Origin of the sequence: Streptomyces sp. NRRL S-118, from assembly GCF_000716335.1 — a bacterium.
Taxonomy (GTDB): domain Bacteria; phylum Actinomycetota; class Actinomycetes; order Streptomycetales; family Streptomycetaceae; genus Streptomyces.
Genome location: NZ_KL591041.1, coordinates 21720 through 36368, shown reverse-complemented (window position 1 = coordinate 36368; position 14649 = coordinate 21720). Strand labels below are relative to the sequence as shown.

Below are 14649 nucleotides of genomic sequence, written 5' to 3'. Positions count from 1 at the left end.
TCACCGGCGCACGGTGGCACACCCCGGCGTCACGGAAATCTTGCCAGGGCCACATTCTCAAGTACGCCGACATCCCGTGGCGCAGCCGCATGCTGTGCGGTCGGTTTCACCGAGATGCCCGAGGCCTCGAGGTGCGTGACGCCGGTTGCTGCCGCGACCGCCGGGACCGGGACCTCGAGCCAGCGGCGGCGCCCAAGTGCGTGGACCGAAGCGGCAGCTCGCGCGTAGGGCCCCACGCAGATGGGCTGGTGCAGCACCTCGGCCCTGGTGTGCGGGGCGCAGGCGGCCGGAACGCCGGAGTCGTCCGGGGCCGGGCCGCCTGCTCCGGCGATCTCAGCGACCCGGGGGTTCCATGGCACATGGCCCCGGTGCTCCCAGCCCGGGCGCCCGGCTCGAGTTCGACCACCCCGGGCCCGGGGCCCTGGTCGACCAGGACGCCGTGCACGGTGACCGGCGGACCGGTCGCCTCACAGAGGAAGTCCGCGACGTGACGCGACCGCGTCCTCGTTCTCGCGGCCCGGTCCGGTCCTCCCAGCAGGCCCAGGCACCTGATGGCCCTTCGGGTGACGACACGGGAGCCCCGCCTTGGAGCGCCCCGGAGCGGGCGCGCCGTCGTCGGCCGCGGTACCGGCGTGGTCCTTGGCCTTTCGGCGGGCCGGACCGGTGCCTCCCCGCACATGCCGCCGGCCGTCGCGCTGTGCGACGGTGCCGTCGATGACCGTTGCGTGCCGCCGGGCCGCAGCCCCGCCGGATCACTGCTGCCCGCCCGCCGCCGCCGCTGCTTCACCGTCCCCGCGCAGTGCCGCTCGACGCCGGAAGGACACCCTCTCTCGCCTCTTCGACGTACACGGCAACCCGATGCGCCCTCAGCGGCAACCACACGCTGATCATGACCCTTTTCACGGAACGGATACTGCACATGAGTTCGATCCGTAGCGCGCCCCGTCACCGCCGGCGCCGAGAGGCCCTGACGACCGGCGTGCCGCTGGTGCTGGCCGCTTCCGGGGTTCTGGCGTAGGGATCCGTGTTCGGGCTGGGACCGGGCGAAAAGGAAAACGGTGAACAAGCCGCACGTCACCATCCAGGGCATGGGCACGAGCCGCAAGGACACCGTCATCGTGCACGGCAACGCGGTCGGCATGCTCAAGCCGGACGGTTCGGGCCCGTACGGCACTCCGGGCAGCGCCACCGTCGCCCTCCGGTCGGACGACTCCCGACTCCGCAACCTCACCGTCTCCAACGACTTCGACGAGGCAGCGAACCAGTCCTTCAAGGACCACCAGGCGGTCGCCCTGCTCACGACCGCGGACAAGATCGTCCTGGACAGCGTCATCGTCACCGGCGACCAGGACACCCTGGAGCTGGAGACCGCGGCGAAGGACAAGCCCGGCCGCGTCTACGTCACCAAGTCCTCCATCGTCGGCAATGTCGACTTCATCTTCGGCCGTGCGACCGCTGTGATCGACCGGTCCGTCATCATTCTCAAGAAGCGCTGGAATGGCACGTCGGCCGGCTACATCACCGCCCCGAGCACCCAGGCGGGCCGCTAGGGCATCCTCATCAACCGCTTCACCATCAAGGGTGACGTGACCGCGTCCTCCTTCCACCTCGGCCGCAACTGGCCCCCCGGCGGCGACAAGGCGGCCGACCCCCAGGCCACCGTCCGCGATTCCAGGCTCAGCGCCGCGATCAAGCGCACACCCTGGACCGACATGGGCGGCTTCTCCTGGAAGGGCGACCGCTTCGCCGAATACATGAACACCGGCCCGGGGGCCGGCCCGAAGAGCACCGACCGGCCCCCAGGCCGCATCCCAGGAGGTCTCCGACTGGCTGGGCAAGTGGACCCCGTAAGCGCTGGGAGAAAGAGGCCCGGGAGGTACGAACCCGCGTAGCTCCCGGGCCTGCCGGGAAGTCCGCCGCCCGACCGCCGTCGGAGCCCCGCCCCGCCACGCCTGCCGCTGTTGACACCGTGGAAACTGCCGGCGTCCCCCTTCGGATGCATCAGCCCTCTCGCCGCCGCCCCGCCGCCCGTTCGGCCGCCGCCGTCCGTCACGTGTCCCGGGTGCCGTCGGGGCGTCCTCCCTCCGCACGCGTGCCGCCGCCCTGCCGGCAGGGCGGCGTGCGGCATGCATCCGCGGTGCCACGGCCGTGTCGCGTCGCCGGCCCGCCGCCGCGCCGTTGCCGTGTTCCAGCCAGCGCTTGCCGGACCGTGCCCTGCTGCCGCCGTCGCCCGCCGCACCCGGCTCCCCCGCGTACCCCGGGGGCTCGGATGCCAGCGCCGTGTTGCCCGCCCGTACGTTGCCCGGGCACCGCCAGCGTCAGCCTGTCCACCCCACCCGTCCCGCAGCCACTGTGCCGCCGTCGTGCTGCTGCCGGGGTGCGGCGTGCTGTTCCCGCCTGCGAATGCGAATGCGTGCGGAACGAGGCAGCCGGCCATGCTGCGCCGACGAGGCCGAGTCCGGCGCCAGACGGTGATCGACAGCCCGCCACTGCTCCGAGGGAGGCACCCTCGTCACAGTGAGCCATCCGCGGGCCGCACCGTGAGGCCCACGGCCCTTCGGCCGTACGGCCGTCGTGACAGCCGCAGCCACCCCTTCCGGGACCGGGGCGACCACACGGCAACTACCGCCGCCAAACGGCCGCCACCGCACCTGGGCCCGGGTGCCGGCCCGAAGAGTACCGACCGGCCCCGAGGGTGGCAGACCGTCCGCTCCGGACGGCTCTGATCACCCCCAACCGGCAGGAGGTGCGCGCCGGGCAGCCGGGGACCGGCCGTTTCCCTGTGCCCGGGGCAGCGGCTGGAGGCAGGCATGTCGACGGGACGGCAACCATTGCCGATTCTGCGGCAACTATTGAGCAGCCCGTTCCTCACGGGCGGCCCCCACGTACGCACAGCTCGGGAGAACACCGCATGACAGAGCTGCACGGCCGCAGCAAGGCGCGGCACCGCAGAAAGAAGACGGCCCTGCTGTCAGGGATCCCTCTGGCGCTGGCCGCCGCAGGGGTCATGGCCTACGGCACCGCTTTCGGGGCGTTCGGAGAGGACACGCAGCCCAAGGCCGCGGCGGTGCAGTCGAGCGCGTCCGCCTACCCCGGCCCCGGGAAGGTCACCGGCGACGTCGTCGTCCACGACCCGACCATGTTCCGCGCGCCCGACGGGCGCTACCTGCTTCATTCCACCCACGGTCACCTGGAGGTCCGTACCTCCACCGACCGCGTGGCCTTCAGCCGTAACGGCAACGCCTTCTCCACGCCGCCCCGTTGGTGGTCGCGCTACTCGGCCGAGAACGACCCGTGGGCACCCGACCTCTCCTATCACGGGGGCCGGTACCTGATGTACTACTCCGTCTCCGCATTCCATTCCAACACCTCGGCCATCGGCCTGGCCACCTCCACGACCGGCAAGCCGGGCAGCTGGAAGGACCAGGGCATCGTCCACTCCTCCACGGCCGGCAGCGACTACAACGCCATCGACCCCGACCTGCTCGTCGATGACGACGGCACCTGGTGGCTGGCCTTCGGCTCCCACTGGAGCGGGATCAAGATGATCCGCCTCGACCCGCGGACCGGCAAGCAGTACGCGGGGGACACCACCCGCCACTCGCTGGCCTCGCGCTCCAAGGCTCCGAGGGCGGTCGAGGGCCCGACCGTGGTCAAGCGGAACGGGTACTACTACCTCTTCGCCTCGTACGACACCTGCTGCAGCGGTACCACCTCCACGTACAAGATCAAGGTCGGCCGGGCCACCAAGCCCACCGGGCCCTACTACGACCGCAAGGGCGTCGCGATGAACCGTGACGGTGGCACCGTGGTCATGGCGTCACACGGATCCGTGATCGGTCCCGGCGGGCAGGACATCATGCGCGACGGCGGCAAGGACCTGCTCGTCTACCACTACTACGACGGCAGGGACAACGGTGCTCCCAAGCTCGGGATCAACCTGCTGAAGTGGAGCGGCGGCTGGCCCACCGCGTACTGACCGGCGTCCGGCGGCGAGGGGGCGGCGGTGCGTCAAGGACCGGCTGCGCAGCTCCCTGCGCCCGCACCGTCACCGTCCTGCACGAGCAGATGAAACGGGCCGGCGCCCTCTTCCGGCTCCTCACCCCGCTCCCCCCGGAACCGCGACCCGGTGGGGATGTGGGGACGCAGCGCAGCTCGCAGGAGTTCTTCGCCGAGGTCCCGGACCAGACCGGTGACGGATATCTGGAGTGGCCCGATCTCGCAGCCATGGCCCGCGAGCTCTCCAGCCGTCTCGGTCCGGACGAACACGAGGAGACCAGGCTCTACAACACCTAAAGCCGGCTGGTGGCGCGAACTCCGGTCGGTCCTCGATACGGACGGCGACGGCCGCGTCAGCGTCCACGAGTACGCAGCCGCGGTTGCCTCCCCGGCCGGTCCCGCACTCATCAGGGTCGCCGAGGTCCTGTTCGGCACCGGCGGTGGCGCCTCGCCCATGCCGTCGTTTTGTCCGTCGGCCTGGCGTCGTATGGGCGTCGGGTGAAAGATGTGTCCGGTAGGCACCGCGCCCTGGCCGTTTCGCCCAACGGCAGCTGCACGGCGGCAGCGCGCTCGGGCCGTTCGCCGCTCTCCCGGTGCCGCACATTGAGCCGTCGGACGAAGAATCCGCTCCAGCACACCGACTTGGAGCCCACCTCCTGCCGCGCGGCCGAACTTGCCTGCTTGGCCGCAGAGGGTGCTATCGACCTGATGCCGCCGTATCAGCGCCGCAGCGTGTGGGACGACGAGCAGCGTATGAACCTGATCGAGTCATGGCTGACCGGGGTATCCACCGGCATGGTGATGCTGGCCGACCGCGGCACGCGCGCGTGGCGAGCCGACGACAGCACCGGCCCGTCCGACACCGGTGGCGCACCGTGGGGCCGTCGTTCCGGGCTGCTCAGCGGTGTTCTGCCGTTGCCGAATCTGTGGTGCGACTGCCTTACGGGACGCGTAGAGTCCCTCCGTTCACAGGGGAGGGAGCGGGGGTCTGATGAAGATCAGCAGAGGGGTCTGGGCGGCCAGCGCGCTAAGTCTCATAGGAGCCTTCGTGGGATGTGCACCGCGCCGGTCCCAGGCGGCGGATGTCACGCCGAACGCGCAGCCGCCGGGCGACGCCCGCCCGGCGGCAGGGACCGAGACGGCCCTCTACGCGTCCGCCGAGCGGCTGCCGGAACGAGCAGCCCCGGACGGTACGACGATCGTGGTCGGGAATCCCGGGGCCCGCTCGACGGTGCACGTGTATGAGGATCCGCGCTGCCCCGTCGTCGAGGAGTACGAGCGCACGGGCGCCGAAGCACTCCAGAAACTGCTCCTCATGGGGGAGATCAAAGCCGAGTACACCTTTGCTTCCTTCAAGGACGACCGGCTCGGCGGCGACGGCTCGAAGCGAGCCGTGAACGCGCTCCGGGCGGCACTGGAGAAGGGGAAGTTCGTCGAGTATCACGCGGTGCTCTTCGAGAACCAGGCTGCCGTCGAGAGCAGCAGCGGGTTCACCACCGAGCGCCTGCTGAAGCTTGCCGAGAAGGTTCCCGGGCTTCGCGGTGAAGCCTTCGACCTAGCTGTCAGGACGACGAAGTACAGCTCGTTCGTCACCGCCTCCCAGCAGGCCTACCAGGAGACCGGCGACGATCCGATCGGCCCCGGCACACCCACGATCGTCGTCAACGGCCACAACATAGACGGCGGTCTGTACGGCTTCAACTTCGACGCGACGGTGTTCCGCCTCCTGGTGACAGACCTTCACAAGCACCCCGCTACGTGGGAGGCGCTCTACCAACCTCTCAAGGAGAAGGCGGCGGCCGAGGCCGCCGCGTCCTGAATCGGGCGGCCGGATGCCAAAGCGGCGCGCATCCAGAAGCGGAAGCCCGAGAACCCCGCATGGTGACCGAGGCCAAGGCGCTCTTGCTCGACCAGTGGCGCCTAGGCACCGAACCGTCACCGGAATCCCTCGTCCGGCTGCGAGAGCAGCGTGATGAACTGCGTCGGCGGACACGTGCCAACGTCGTCGCCAGTCTGATCTGGTCGGTGACGTGCGCGTTGCTGTTGGTGCAGCAGATGCGGATCCTCGCGTGGACCGGGACGGCTCACCCCGGACCGGCGTCAGAATTGGCGAGGTCGTCGTTCTACGTCACCGTCACCGGGGTGCTCGTGCTTGTCGCTGAACCGTTGGCCCGGGGCTGCTACCGGCTCTGGCGAGGAGTCCGGTGGGGCTCGCTGGAGTACAGGCAGCGCTACCCCCGGTCGGAAAGGCGTCGGCTGGACCGGCAGGTGCGCGGTGCGACCCGGCCGACGGTGGACCAGACCACGTCGTCGGCCCCCGCCCCACCCTCCCCGACGCCCGGCGCGCCACAACCTCGTCGGTAAGCTTGTCGTTCAACTTCAGGCGCTCGGTGGGGTCGTGGCAACGGTGACCTGAGCTGTCCAGGACCCGGGTTCCCGGGGTGGATCCCAGGTCACATCGACGTCAGCTTCGTGGAAGTCGTGTGCGAGTCCCACCACCATGGCAGCCACGGCGGCCTGTGCCTCGGCTGGGTCGGTGTTGGCCGCCACGTCGGCAAGGCGTCCGCAGAGCATCCCGCCTTCCTCGGTGCAAACACTGTGGCGCCAGCCTTCCGGCGTCGCCGGCAGGACGATGTCTCTCGGCATGCCGAAGAAAGGCCGTCTCTTCGTCAAACGCTCTCGTCGCACCATGGAGCTATCCAACCTCGTGGGGTTCCTGGAGGCTCGTGCGGGCGGAGGTTCAGGCGCCGCGGCGGGGTTTGGTGCCGACCTTGTGGTGGGCTGGCCGGGTGTATGCCTCGCCGGTGGCGAGGACCCGACCGACGTCGTGGCGGGGTGCCGATCGCTGGTTTTTCGATCCTGGTGGCCGGCCCTGACCCGGGCGGGGAAGGTTTCGGTGCACCAGCCGGGGAGCCGGTCTTTGTGCGCAGGTTTCGGCCCAGCCAAGCAAGGGACCGGCGGCACGGGGGAGTGCAGGGGAAAGTCGCTGTCGGGTGGCGTGAGCGTCGGGGATGCTTGGGCCATGAGTGAGCGCAAGAAGCCGGCCCGCGGTACGGCGACTGCGTGATCTGTCAGCCCCGTGTTCGAGCCGGTCTTCGCGGAGATGTTCCGGCCGGTCATGGAGGAGATACGGCCGTCACCTCGACGACGACGGAGATGGGACCGGCTCCACCCCCGTCTGACCCGCAGGGCCGCGTGGGGGAACCACGACGGGCCGTTGCCATCATCGAGGGCACCGTGATCAGGCTAACCGAGGCGAAGCTGCCCAGCGGCGGGGTCAACAAGCCGGTCTGGCTGTGGTGGTCGGGCACACCTTCCGCCTGCTCAAGCAGACCCTCGGCTGGACCCGGCTCAGGCTCCGTGACTCTGCCGCGGCCGATCGCTGGACCTGGCTCGTCCTGGCCGCCCACGCACAACTCCGCCTCGCCCGTCCGCTCACCGCAGATCTCCGCCGGCCGTGGGAACGGCCAGCGGAACCGAACAGGCTCACCCCGGCCCGGGTCCGCCGGGGGTTCAGGAACCTGCACGCGAAGACGGGCACGCCGGCCCGTGCACCGAAACCCACCCGACCCGGCCCTGGCCGCCCCCATGGCTCGAAGAACCAGCGGCCCGCCACCCGCTACGCCGTTGGACGCGTGCTCGCCACCGGGGAGTCCTACACCCGACCCGCACACCACAAGAAGGGAACGAAGCCCCGGCGAACGACCACAGACGGCCGTGATCATGGCACGGAATAAGCGGCTGTCAGCCGAGGTCCCAAGATGCCAGGCTCGTGTTGCAGCGCAAGCAGCGGAACAGGTAGGCGGTCGGCTCGCCAGTGCGGTCCAGCCCCCGCAAGAACTCCTCGGTATCTGCCGGCGGCCAGCCGTAACGCCGGTGATCTTCACGGAGCATGGCGAGGGCCTCTGGGTAGGCCTCAAGCTCGTGATACCCGGCAGGGCCGAGAAAGGCCGCGCCGTCGCCACAGTGGTACAGCCAGGCCTCCTGCTGCCAACCCGCAAAGCCGGGAGTGCGTCGGGTGATTTCTTCGACGACCGACAGAGGCACGTCGTCGGGGACGTCAACGGCATCGCTGAACACCGCAGCCATGTCGGAGTCCCCACCGCCTCCGCCTGAGATGCTCAGGGCTACCGACGCTGCCCCGGACCGGATGCAGTGAAGGCAGAGGGAAGCAGGTTGCCGACCGTAGACAGGCCCTTGATAGCGGATCTGTCGTTCCATGCCACAGACACTGCAGACATGGTCGGTGCGCAACGCGGACCCGGAGGCCAGGGGATCGGGGTGGTATCGAAAGGTCGGCTCTGCCACGAGACCATCATCCCGACCAGAAACGGGCACCGCGAGGCTGGTATCCGTTTTCCGCGATGCGGCACCCGCTCACGCGAAGATCAGAGGTTAAGCGGCAAACTCACGTCGCCGGAGTGGAGTCGCTGAGTGGTGTCCACTCCCGTACGCGATGCGCGCACCACTGAGGGGGAGTGGACGCCACCGGGTGGAGGCCACCCAGTGGAGGCATCGGGTGGAGAGTGGAGCCCACTCGGTGGACGCCACCCGGCGGGGGAGTGCGGTACCCCGTGGACAAATCATCGCGCGGTGCACGCGCTGGTACGCGCCTACGCGCCGCCAGCCACGTCGGCCAGGTGCGCGTGTGGCGTGCCGCGTGCCCCGCGGTGAAGCCCGCCACCTCGAACTGCGCCAGCAACCCGGACGACATCCGCGTGGCCTTCGGGCCGATGTGGACGGGCCCACCTGACCCAGCTCAGGGGCGATCCAGGGGTAACGAAGGGTCATCGCCCGCAGCTCGGCCGCGCTGCGGGTGACGGCCGCGCGCCACTCGGCGCGGTCGACGACGGCCGGTACCTCCAGCTCTCCGTAGACGTCGTCCACGACCAGCTCGATCAGTAGTAGCGCACACCGTACGCACATTGCGTACAGCGCTTCAGTGTGCGTACAGTGTTCGCATCGAGGGAACGCTGTACGCATCAAAGTGGGGAGCAGGCATGTCGAAGAACGTGAGCTGGGACGAGCAGGGCAACTGGAACGCCACGGGCCAGTGGGGGACCCGGGGATCGACGGGCCGGAAGCTGGACCTCGCCCACTGGCAGGCCCGGCTCGACGAGCTGCGCGCCAAGCATCACGTCCCGGCTGCGTCGCTGGCGATACTCATCGACGGGGCCGTCCACGAGCTGGCCAGCGGTGTGCTCCACCGCGGAACGGGCGTGGAGGCGACGACCGACTCGGTCTTCCAGATGGGCTCGATCGCCAAGGTTTACACCGCCACCCTGATCATGCAGCTCGCAGATTCGGGCCAACTGGACCTGGACGCACCGGTCGTGGACGTACTGCCGGAGTTCTCGGTCGCCGACCCCGAGTTGACCAGGGCGATCACCACACGCCAGCTGCTCAGCCACACCAGCGGCCTCACCTGCGACTTCACCTATGACAGCGGGCGCGGCGACGATTGCCTCGCCAAGTACGTCGAGGCCGCGAAGGGCGTGGCACTCGACTGCCCGCCCGGCGAGGCGCTCTCGTACAGCAGCATCGGGTACAACGTGCTCGGCCGCATCATCGAGGTGCTGACCGGCAAGGTCTGGGACGAGGCACTGAAGGACCTGCTCCTCACACCGCTGGGCCTCGACCACACGATGACGCTGCCCGAGGAGGCTCTGCGGTTCCGCGCAGCGATGGGTCACCTGGGCGAGCCGGGCCAGGACCCGGACCCGGCGCCGTCCTGGGACCTGATGCCGCGCTCGGCGGGCCCGTACGGCCGGGTCATCGCCACGGCCGGGGACCTCGCGCGGCTCGCGCGGATGCACCTCGCGGGCGGAGTGGCACAGGACGGTACCCGGATGCTCTCCGAGGAGACCGTCGCGCTCATGCAGCGCCGGGTCGTGGACTCCCCCGACAAGTGGTCGGTCAGCGCGGACGGTTGGGGTTTGGGCTGGACCCTGTACGACTGGAACGGCGTCCAGGGCTACGGCCATGACGGCGCCTCCATCGGGCAGTACGGCTATCTGCGCGTCGTCCCGTCGGCAGGCGTCGCGGTCGCGCTGCTCACCAACGGCGGCGGTGCGCGTGAGCTGTACGCTGCGCTCTACCGGGAACTCCTCGCCGAACTGGCCGGGGTGACGATGCCGGACACCTTCGCCCCGCCGGCCAAGCCTCCCGTGGTCGACTTCGCGCCGCTCGTCGGCACGTACCGGCGCGAGGGCGTGGTCATCACCGTGACCGAGCGGGACGGTGCGGGGCACATGGTGTACGAGTTCGTCGACGGCATGAAGGACTTCTCCGAAGCCCTGGAGATCGATCTGGTGCCGGTGACGGAGACAGTTTTCGCCGGTACGGGGGTGGGCGCGGCGTTCAGTGAGGGCTACATGCCCGTGATCTTCTCCGAGATGCTGGACGGCACGGGGTGTGTGTACATCGGGATGCGCTGCGGCCCCAAGGTCGCGTAGCACGGCTGCGCCGGCCGGAGCCACTCGACCTAGTCCCGGCTCGGCGCAAAGAACAGATGCATCTCGGGCGCGGTGATCAGCCGCTGCTAAAACGCGAGCGCGGTCCTCTCGGGGCGAGGCCACATAACGCTGTGAAGCGCCATCTTTCTGCCAATAGCCCCGTGTCACTTAAGTGCCATTAATGAAGCCTTGCTGGTGCTGTTCTGAGTTGCCCGAATCCTCGTGGCTGTGATGGCAGACAGTGAGACTTGTTAGTGGCAGGCAGTGGCATCACGGGGGATCACTTGATGACACTTCCCAACCAACGGGATCGGCAGCAGGGTCTGCACCGTTTGCGCAGTGCGGCCAGGTTGGCGGTTCAGATGTGCTCATTGGCGGCTCCACCGGTGTCAGGTGCCCGTATGGACGCGCTGGGGACGGGAGCGGCTCAGGCTCGACGCTGACGGGCAGCGCCGCGGATCGGCTCCCACGTTGCGAACATGCCGTACGTGCCTGAACAACCCGTAGACATCTGTCAGGCACGGTGCGCTGAGAGACACATGCCTCACATGCCTTCTCCGAACTAGGCGTGCTTGCAAGTATCCAAGGGTTCTTCAGGCACGTTCGCCTTGTATGGCACGTCTACCTGGCTCCGGGTCCTCGTGCAGTAGCCGGATACGCGCCGCCTGTTCCTAGTCCAACGGGACTCAGGTCCTGCCGTTCGCCGCCCGAGCGCTCAGGGGCCCCAGCTCACTGAATAACGAAGGATTGCCGTCAGGATGCGGGCCAGAGCCTTCAGCGCCTTCGAGGTGCGCCGCTGGTCCGGCTGTCCGGGCATGCGGACGTTACGCAGTGCGGCAAATCCCCTGGGATCGCGTGCGGCTTCGATGGCTTCGCGCAGGTGGGGCGACAGGCTGCTGGCGAGCCACGCCATGCTCGGGCGGATGACATCAGCGCAGATCAGCGCCAGTAGCCCGGACCCGAGCCCTGCCTTCTGCGGCTTCCTGCCGCGGGCGATCCCCCAGGCAAGGGGTGCCTCGGTCCAGCCGACCGAGGTGGCGGAGCCTGGGCTGGCGTTCCAGCGTTGCTGCCAGGTCTTCCCCTCGAAGGTCTCCAGCCATCGCAGCAGCAGGCGCGCACCGACCATCCGCATCTGGTGGGTGGAGTCCTTGCCGCTTGAACGGCGGCTGCCCCAGCCTGTGGAGAACCTCGTCGCGGGAAGATCCGGGTAGTGGGCCAGTCGGTTCCCGGGCTACGTGGCGGAAACCTCTGCAGCTGGGCACCCATCTCGCTGCCGGCCAGGCTCTTCGCGGTCAGGGCCGGCGGGGTGACGAGCGGGACGGTGGTAGTTGTCACCCTGGGCCGCCCGCCGAAGAGGACGTCGAGGGAGTCCCGGTTGTAGGCCGGCGCGGGCGGGGCCGGAGGCGGGTTGTTGCGCTTGTGCTCCTGGCGGGCGTGGTGCGCGAGCCCTGCTGAGATCACGTCGTCCCTGGTGGGCCGGTTGTAGATGTCCAGGGTGGACAGATGCTTATGGCCGAGGATGTGCTGAACGTAGACCGGCGGCATGTTCGGATCGTCGAGCATCAAGAACGTCGCAGTGTGCCGCAGGTCGTGAAGAGTCCAGTTGGCGCCCAGGAGCTCGTTGGCGCGGTTGAACATCATGCGCGCCGCGTCGTACCCCAACGGCCGCCAGGGGCGGCGCAGAGTCCACCACAGCGGCTGCGCACGGCGGCGGGGCACGCCCTTGTTCCAGGATTCTTCCTGGTAGAGCCGCAGCCAGACGAACGCGTCGGGGGTGGCGGGCAGTTCCTGGTAGGCGCGCGTGCCCTTGCGGATCACTCCGATGGTCTGCTGGCCGACGACCGCATCGCCCTGCTTGGCCGTGAGCAGTTCCTCGGCGCGGGCGCCGGTGGCGACCCAGAAGGCCAGGAGGGCACGGTCACGGTGCGAGCGGAGACCCGCGAAGACCTCGGTGTACTTATCGTCGGGGATGCGGCGCGGGATCCGCTTGGGGACCTTGGGCCGGTAGAGGCCGGTGCGCTGCTTGTTGTGTTCCTTCTCTGGGTTGTGGTGGGCGCTGGCTCGCGCCGAGCGCCGGCTGCGGACCAGGGGGAAGGGATTGACCAGCAGCGATCCGGTGTTGCGCTCCAGGGGGAAGTCGTAGAAGGTCCGCAGCACCGTCTCGCAATGCGCCCGGGTAGTGGGCGCGTACTTCTTGCCGACGGTGGGCTTGCCCGTCACTGGGTTCGGAGATCCCGGCGCCGGACTGTCATGCCGGGCCGGAGGTATCTCAGCAGGGTCCTTGCCGCGGTGACGCCAGTGGACACGTACCGGCTTGTCCGCCAGCTTCATCCACAGCATGAAGTCCCGGGCATCCTCTCGAACCGCGCGGTCCCACTCGATGCCGAATGCCCACAGGTAGCGCCACCAGCGCAGCAGATCCATCCCGTACGAGCGTGGCGTCAACGGCGAACTGTCCGCTGCCATCAGGTCTCTGAGGTACGTGGCGACAGGCTCGATCGGCCGTCCGAACGAGTCCAGCACCTGATACGGCTCCCAGGGGTCTCCCGTCTCCAGTAACTGGCCTAACTCAGGCAGCACAAAGTTCTTCAGATCCCTGCCGGGGCGCTGTTCACCGGACATGCTGGGAAGCTAGCAGAAACCCCAACTGACCTGTGAGAACATGTGATTTAGTTCGGTCAACGTGCCTGATGCTTTCTGGGGACCCGAGATAACCAGGGCGGCCTCCAGACGCGCGCTGTCCTCCCGTCCGACAGGGCGTTCAGCAGCTGCTCTGTGGCGGTGACGATGTCCGGGTCGAAGCAGCGCATGAGCGGGGCGGGCCCTGTCGGGGGCCAGGCCCTAGCTTGTGCGGGTGGGCGCGCGGGCGCGGGCGATGGCAGTGCTGGTGCGGGATTTGTGCGGGTGCGCGGACACCTTTGCAAGGTCTTGACGCTGCCTCGTACAACCGTGCGCCAGATCACTTCCGTTAGCTCCGGTTAAAGACGAACCGCCCAGGTTGAGTGCGTTGCCTGGTGGTGATCACGCCGCGTAGGAAAGGGGGCGGCGCGACACATACCAGCAACGTCCTGCCCCCGGTTCGAGGGAGGGCAGGGCCGAAGGGACATGTCTTGTTCGGAAGGTTAATAACCAGAAGGAAGCACGCGCTCTCGCGGTTAGCCGTCGGTACGGCGGCCATGCTGCTGTTCAGTGCCGGCGGTGTGGCCGGTGCGGTCGAGACGGCTCCGGCCGCGCAGCCCACCCCAACGCCGCCCCCTCGACCCGGCCGGCTGCTGGGCCGGAGAAGGCCCCGCGTGCGGCTGTCGCGGGGGCGCGGCCGGTGTCGGGGAAGAGTCCGACGGCTGCGCCTCTGTCGCGGAATGCTGCGCCTGGCGGGTTCCAGCGGGTGACGTCTCAGAAGGTCCAGCTCAAGAACAAGGTGACCGATGCGGACGGGGACAGGTCGACGCTGACGTTTGAGGTGTGGACCGCGGATGCGGCAGGCAAGCCGCTGAAGAAGGTGAGCATCGCCGACAACGAGTGGGGTGTCATCGTCTCCCCCTGCGTGGCGTCGGGGTCGACGGTCACGGTGGATGTGCCGGTGGGCAAGCTGGCGCTGAACACGAACTATGTCTTCCACACGTCGGCGTTCGACGGCTCCCTGTATGAAACGTCGTGGTCGCCGTGGGCGAAGTTCCGTATCGAGCTGCCGGTTGACCTGACGCTGCCGACGCCCGACTACAGTGCGCCCGATCCGACGTCGCTGAACACGCCGCCGAACTACTATCAGACGAAGCCGCTGGGCTCGGCCGGTACGCCGCTGTCTGCGCGCTCGTCGAAGTCGGCGGTGGAGCAGTGCAGCGAGGCGGATGCGGACGGCCGTCAGGTGTGCTTCGGCACGTCGACGCCGGTGGCCAGGGGCAAGGCGCCCAGGAGCGGGGCGAAGGCCGCGGGTGCGGCGACGGCCGGGGTGGAGTGGTGTCACACCGACTTCGAAAACATCCTCGCTACCCGGTTCACCGAGTGCGATGTCAGGTCGGTGCCGATCTACATCCGCATGGACGGCACGATCCAGGCCACTGCTCGCTTCATGTTCCTGCGGATGGTTCAGCTCGACGGGCAGAACAGCTTCACCGAGCACCTGACGATCGAGCCCGCGCAGCAGATTCCCCCCGCGTTCCGTGAGATCAACTTCGTGGGTGTGGAGCACCTGTGC

Annotated in this window: 6 protein-coding genes and 4 pseudogenes; 7 read left to right on the top strand and 3 right to left on the bottom strand. The window is 68.8% G+C overall.

Annotated elements, in window-relative coordinates; all coding sequences use genetic code 11:
- Positions 1–1061: 1061 nt before the first annotated feature.
- The 5 genes and pseudogenes from IH00_RS38295 to IH00_RS44740 form a co-directional block, all read left to right on the top strand.
- Positions 1062–1851: pseudogene (locus IH00_RS38295) on the top strand (pectinesterase family protein); the annotation flags it as partial.
- A 1156-nt stretch (positions 1852–3007) separates the two neighbouring features.
- A complete protein-coding gene (locus IH00_RS0135505) occupies positions 3008–3979 on the top strand; it encodes an arabinan endo-1,5-alpha-L-arabinosidase (protein ID WP_052411903.1) in 972 nt (323 codons plus the stop codon).
- A 53-nt stretch (positions 3980–4032) separates the two neighbouring features.
- A pseudogene (locus tag IH00_RS44745) lies at positions 4033–4429 on the top strand (calcium-binding protein); the annotation flags it as partial.
- A 561-nt stretch (positions 4430–4990) separates the two neighbouring features.
- On the top strand, positions 4991–5818 hold the full coding sequence (locus IH00_RS0135495) for a DsbA family protein (RefSeq protein ID WP_031080527.1): 828 nt from the start codon (positions 4991–4993) through the stop codon (positions 5816–5818).
- Positions 5819–7156: 1338 nt separating this feature from the next.
- Positions 7157–7736: pseudogene (locus tag IH00_RS44740) on the top strand (transposase); the annotation flags it as partial.
- Between the two features lie 7 nt (positions 7737–7743).
- Here IH00_RS44740 and IH00_RS39660 read toward each other — a convergent pair.
- Complete coding sequence (locus tag IH00_RS39660) at positions 7744–8307, bottom strand: CbrC family protein (protein ID WP_031080523.1); 564 nt, start codon at positions 8305–8307, stop codon at positions 7744–7746.
- 692 nt (positions 8308–8999) lie between these two features.
- Between IH00_RS39660 and IH00_RS0135480 the strand changes: the two genes are divergently transcribed.
- Positions 9000–10454: a serine hydrolase domain-containing protein gene (locus tag IH00_RS0135480; protein ID WP_031080520.1), complete on the top strand. Its 1455-nt coding sequence runs from the start codon at positions 9000–9002 to the stop codon at positions 10452–10454.
- A gap of 715 nt (positions 10455–11169) precedes the next feature.
- On the opposite strand, the gene IH00_RS43125 is transcribed toward IH00_RS0135480, so the two are convergent.
- Together IH00_RS43125 and IH00_RS44735 are read right to left on the bottom strand one after the other, a co-directional pair.
- Positions 11170–11367 (bottom strand): hypothetical protein, encoded by a 198-nt coding sequence (locus IH00_RS43125; RefSeq protein ID WP_158828159.1) that lies wholly within the window; start codon positions 11365–11367, stop codon positions 11170–11172.
- A gap of 26 nt (positions 11368–11393) precedes the next feature.
- The gene (locus IH00_RS44735) at positions 11394–13076 is read right to left on the bottom strand and encodes a tyrosine-type recombinase/integrase (RefSeq protein ID WP_234335099.1); all 1683 of its coding nucleotides are present in this window, start codon (positions 13074–13076) and stop codon (positions 11394–11396) included.
- Positions 13077–13839: 763 nt separating this feature from the next.
- Between IH00_RS44735 and IH00_RS0135470 the strand changes: the two are divergent.
- Positions 13840–14649: pseudogene (locus tag IH00_RS0135470) on the top strand (hypothetical protein); the annotation flags it as partial.

Excerpts from the sequence above, each read along its gene's own strand:
- IH00_RS0135505 (WP_052411903.1), top strand. The coding sequence starts at position 3,008 with ATGGCCTACGGCACCGCTTTCGGGGCGTTCGGAGAGGACACGCAGCCC.
- IH00_RS0135495 (WP_031080527.1), top strand. The coding sequence starts at position 4,991 with ATGAAGATCAGCAGAGGGGTCTGGGCGGCCAGCGCGCTAAGTCTCATA.
- IH00_RS0135480 (WP_031080520.1), top strand. The coding sequence starts at position 9,000 with ATGTCGAAGAACGTGAGCTGGGACGAGCAGGGCAACTGGAACGCCACG.
- IH00_RS43125 (WP_158828159.1), bottom strand. The coding sequence starts at position 11,367 with ATGGCGTGGCTCGCCAGCAGCCTGTCGCCCCACCTGCGCGAAGCCATC.
- IH00_RS44735 (WP_234335099.1), bottom strand. The coding sequence starts at position 13,076 with ATGTCCGGTGAACAGCGCCCCGGCAGGGATCTGAAGAACTTTGTGCTG.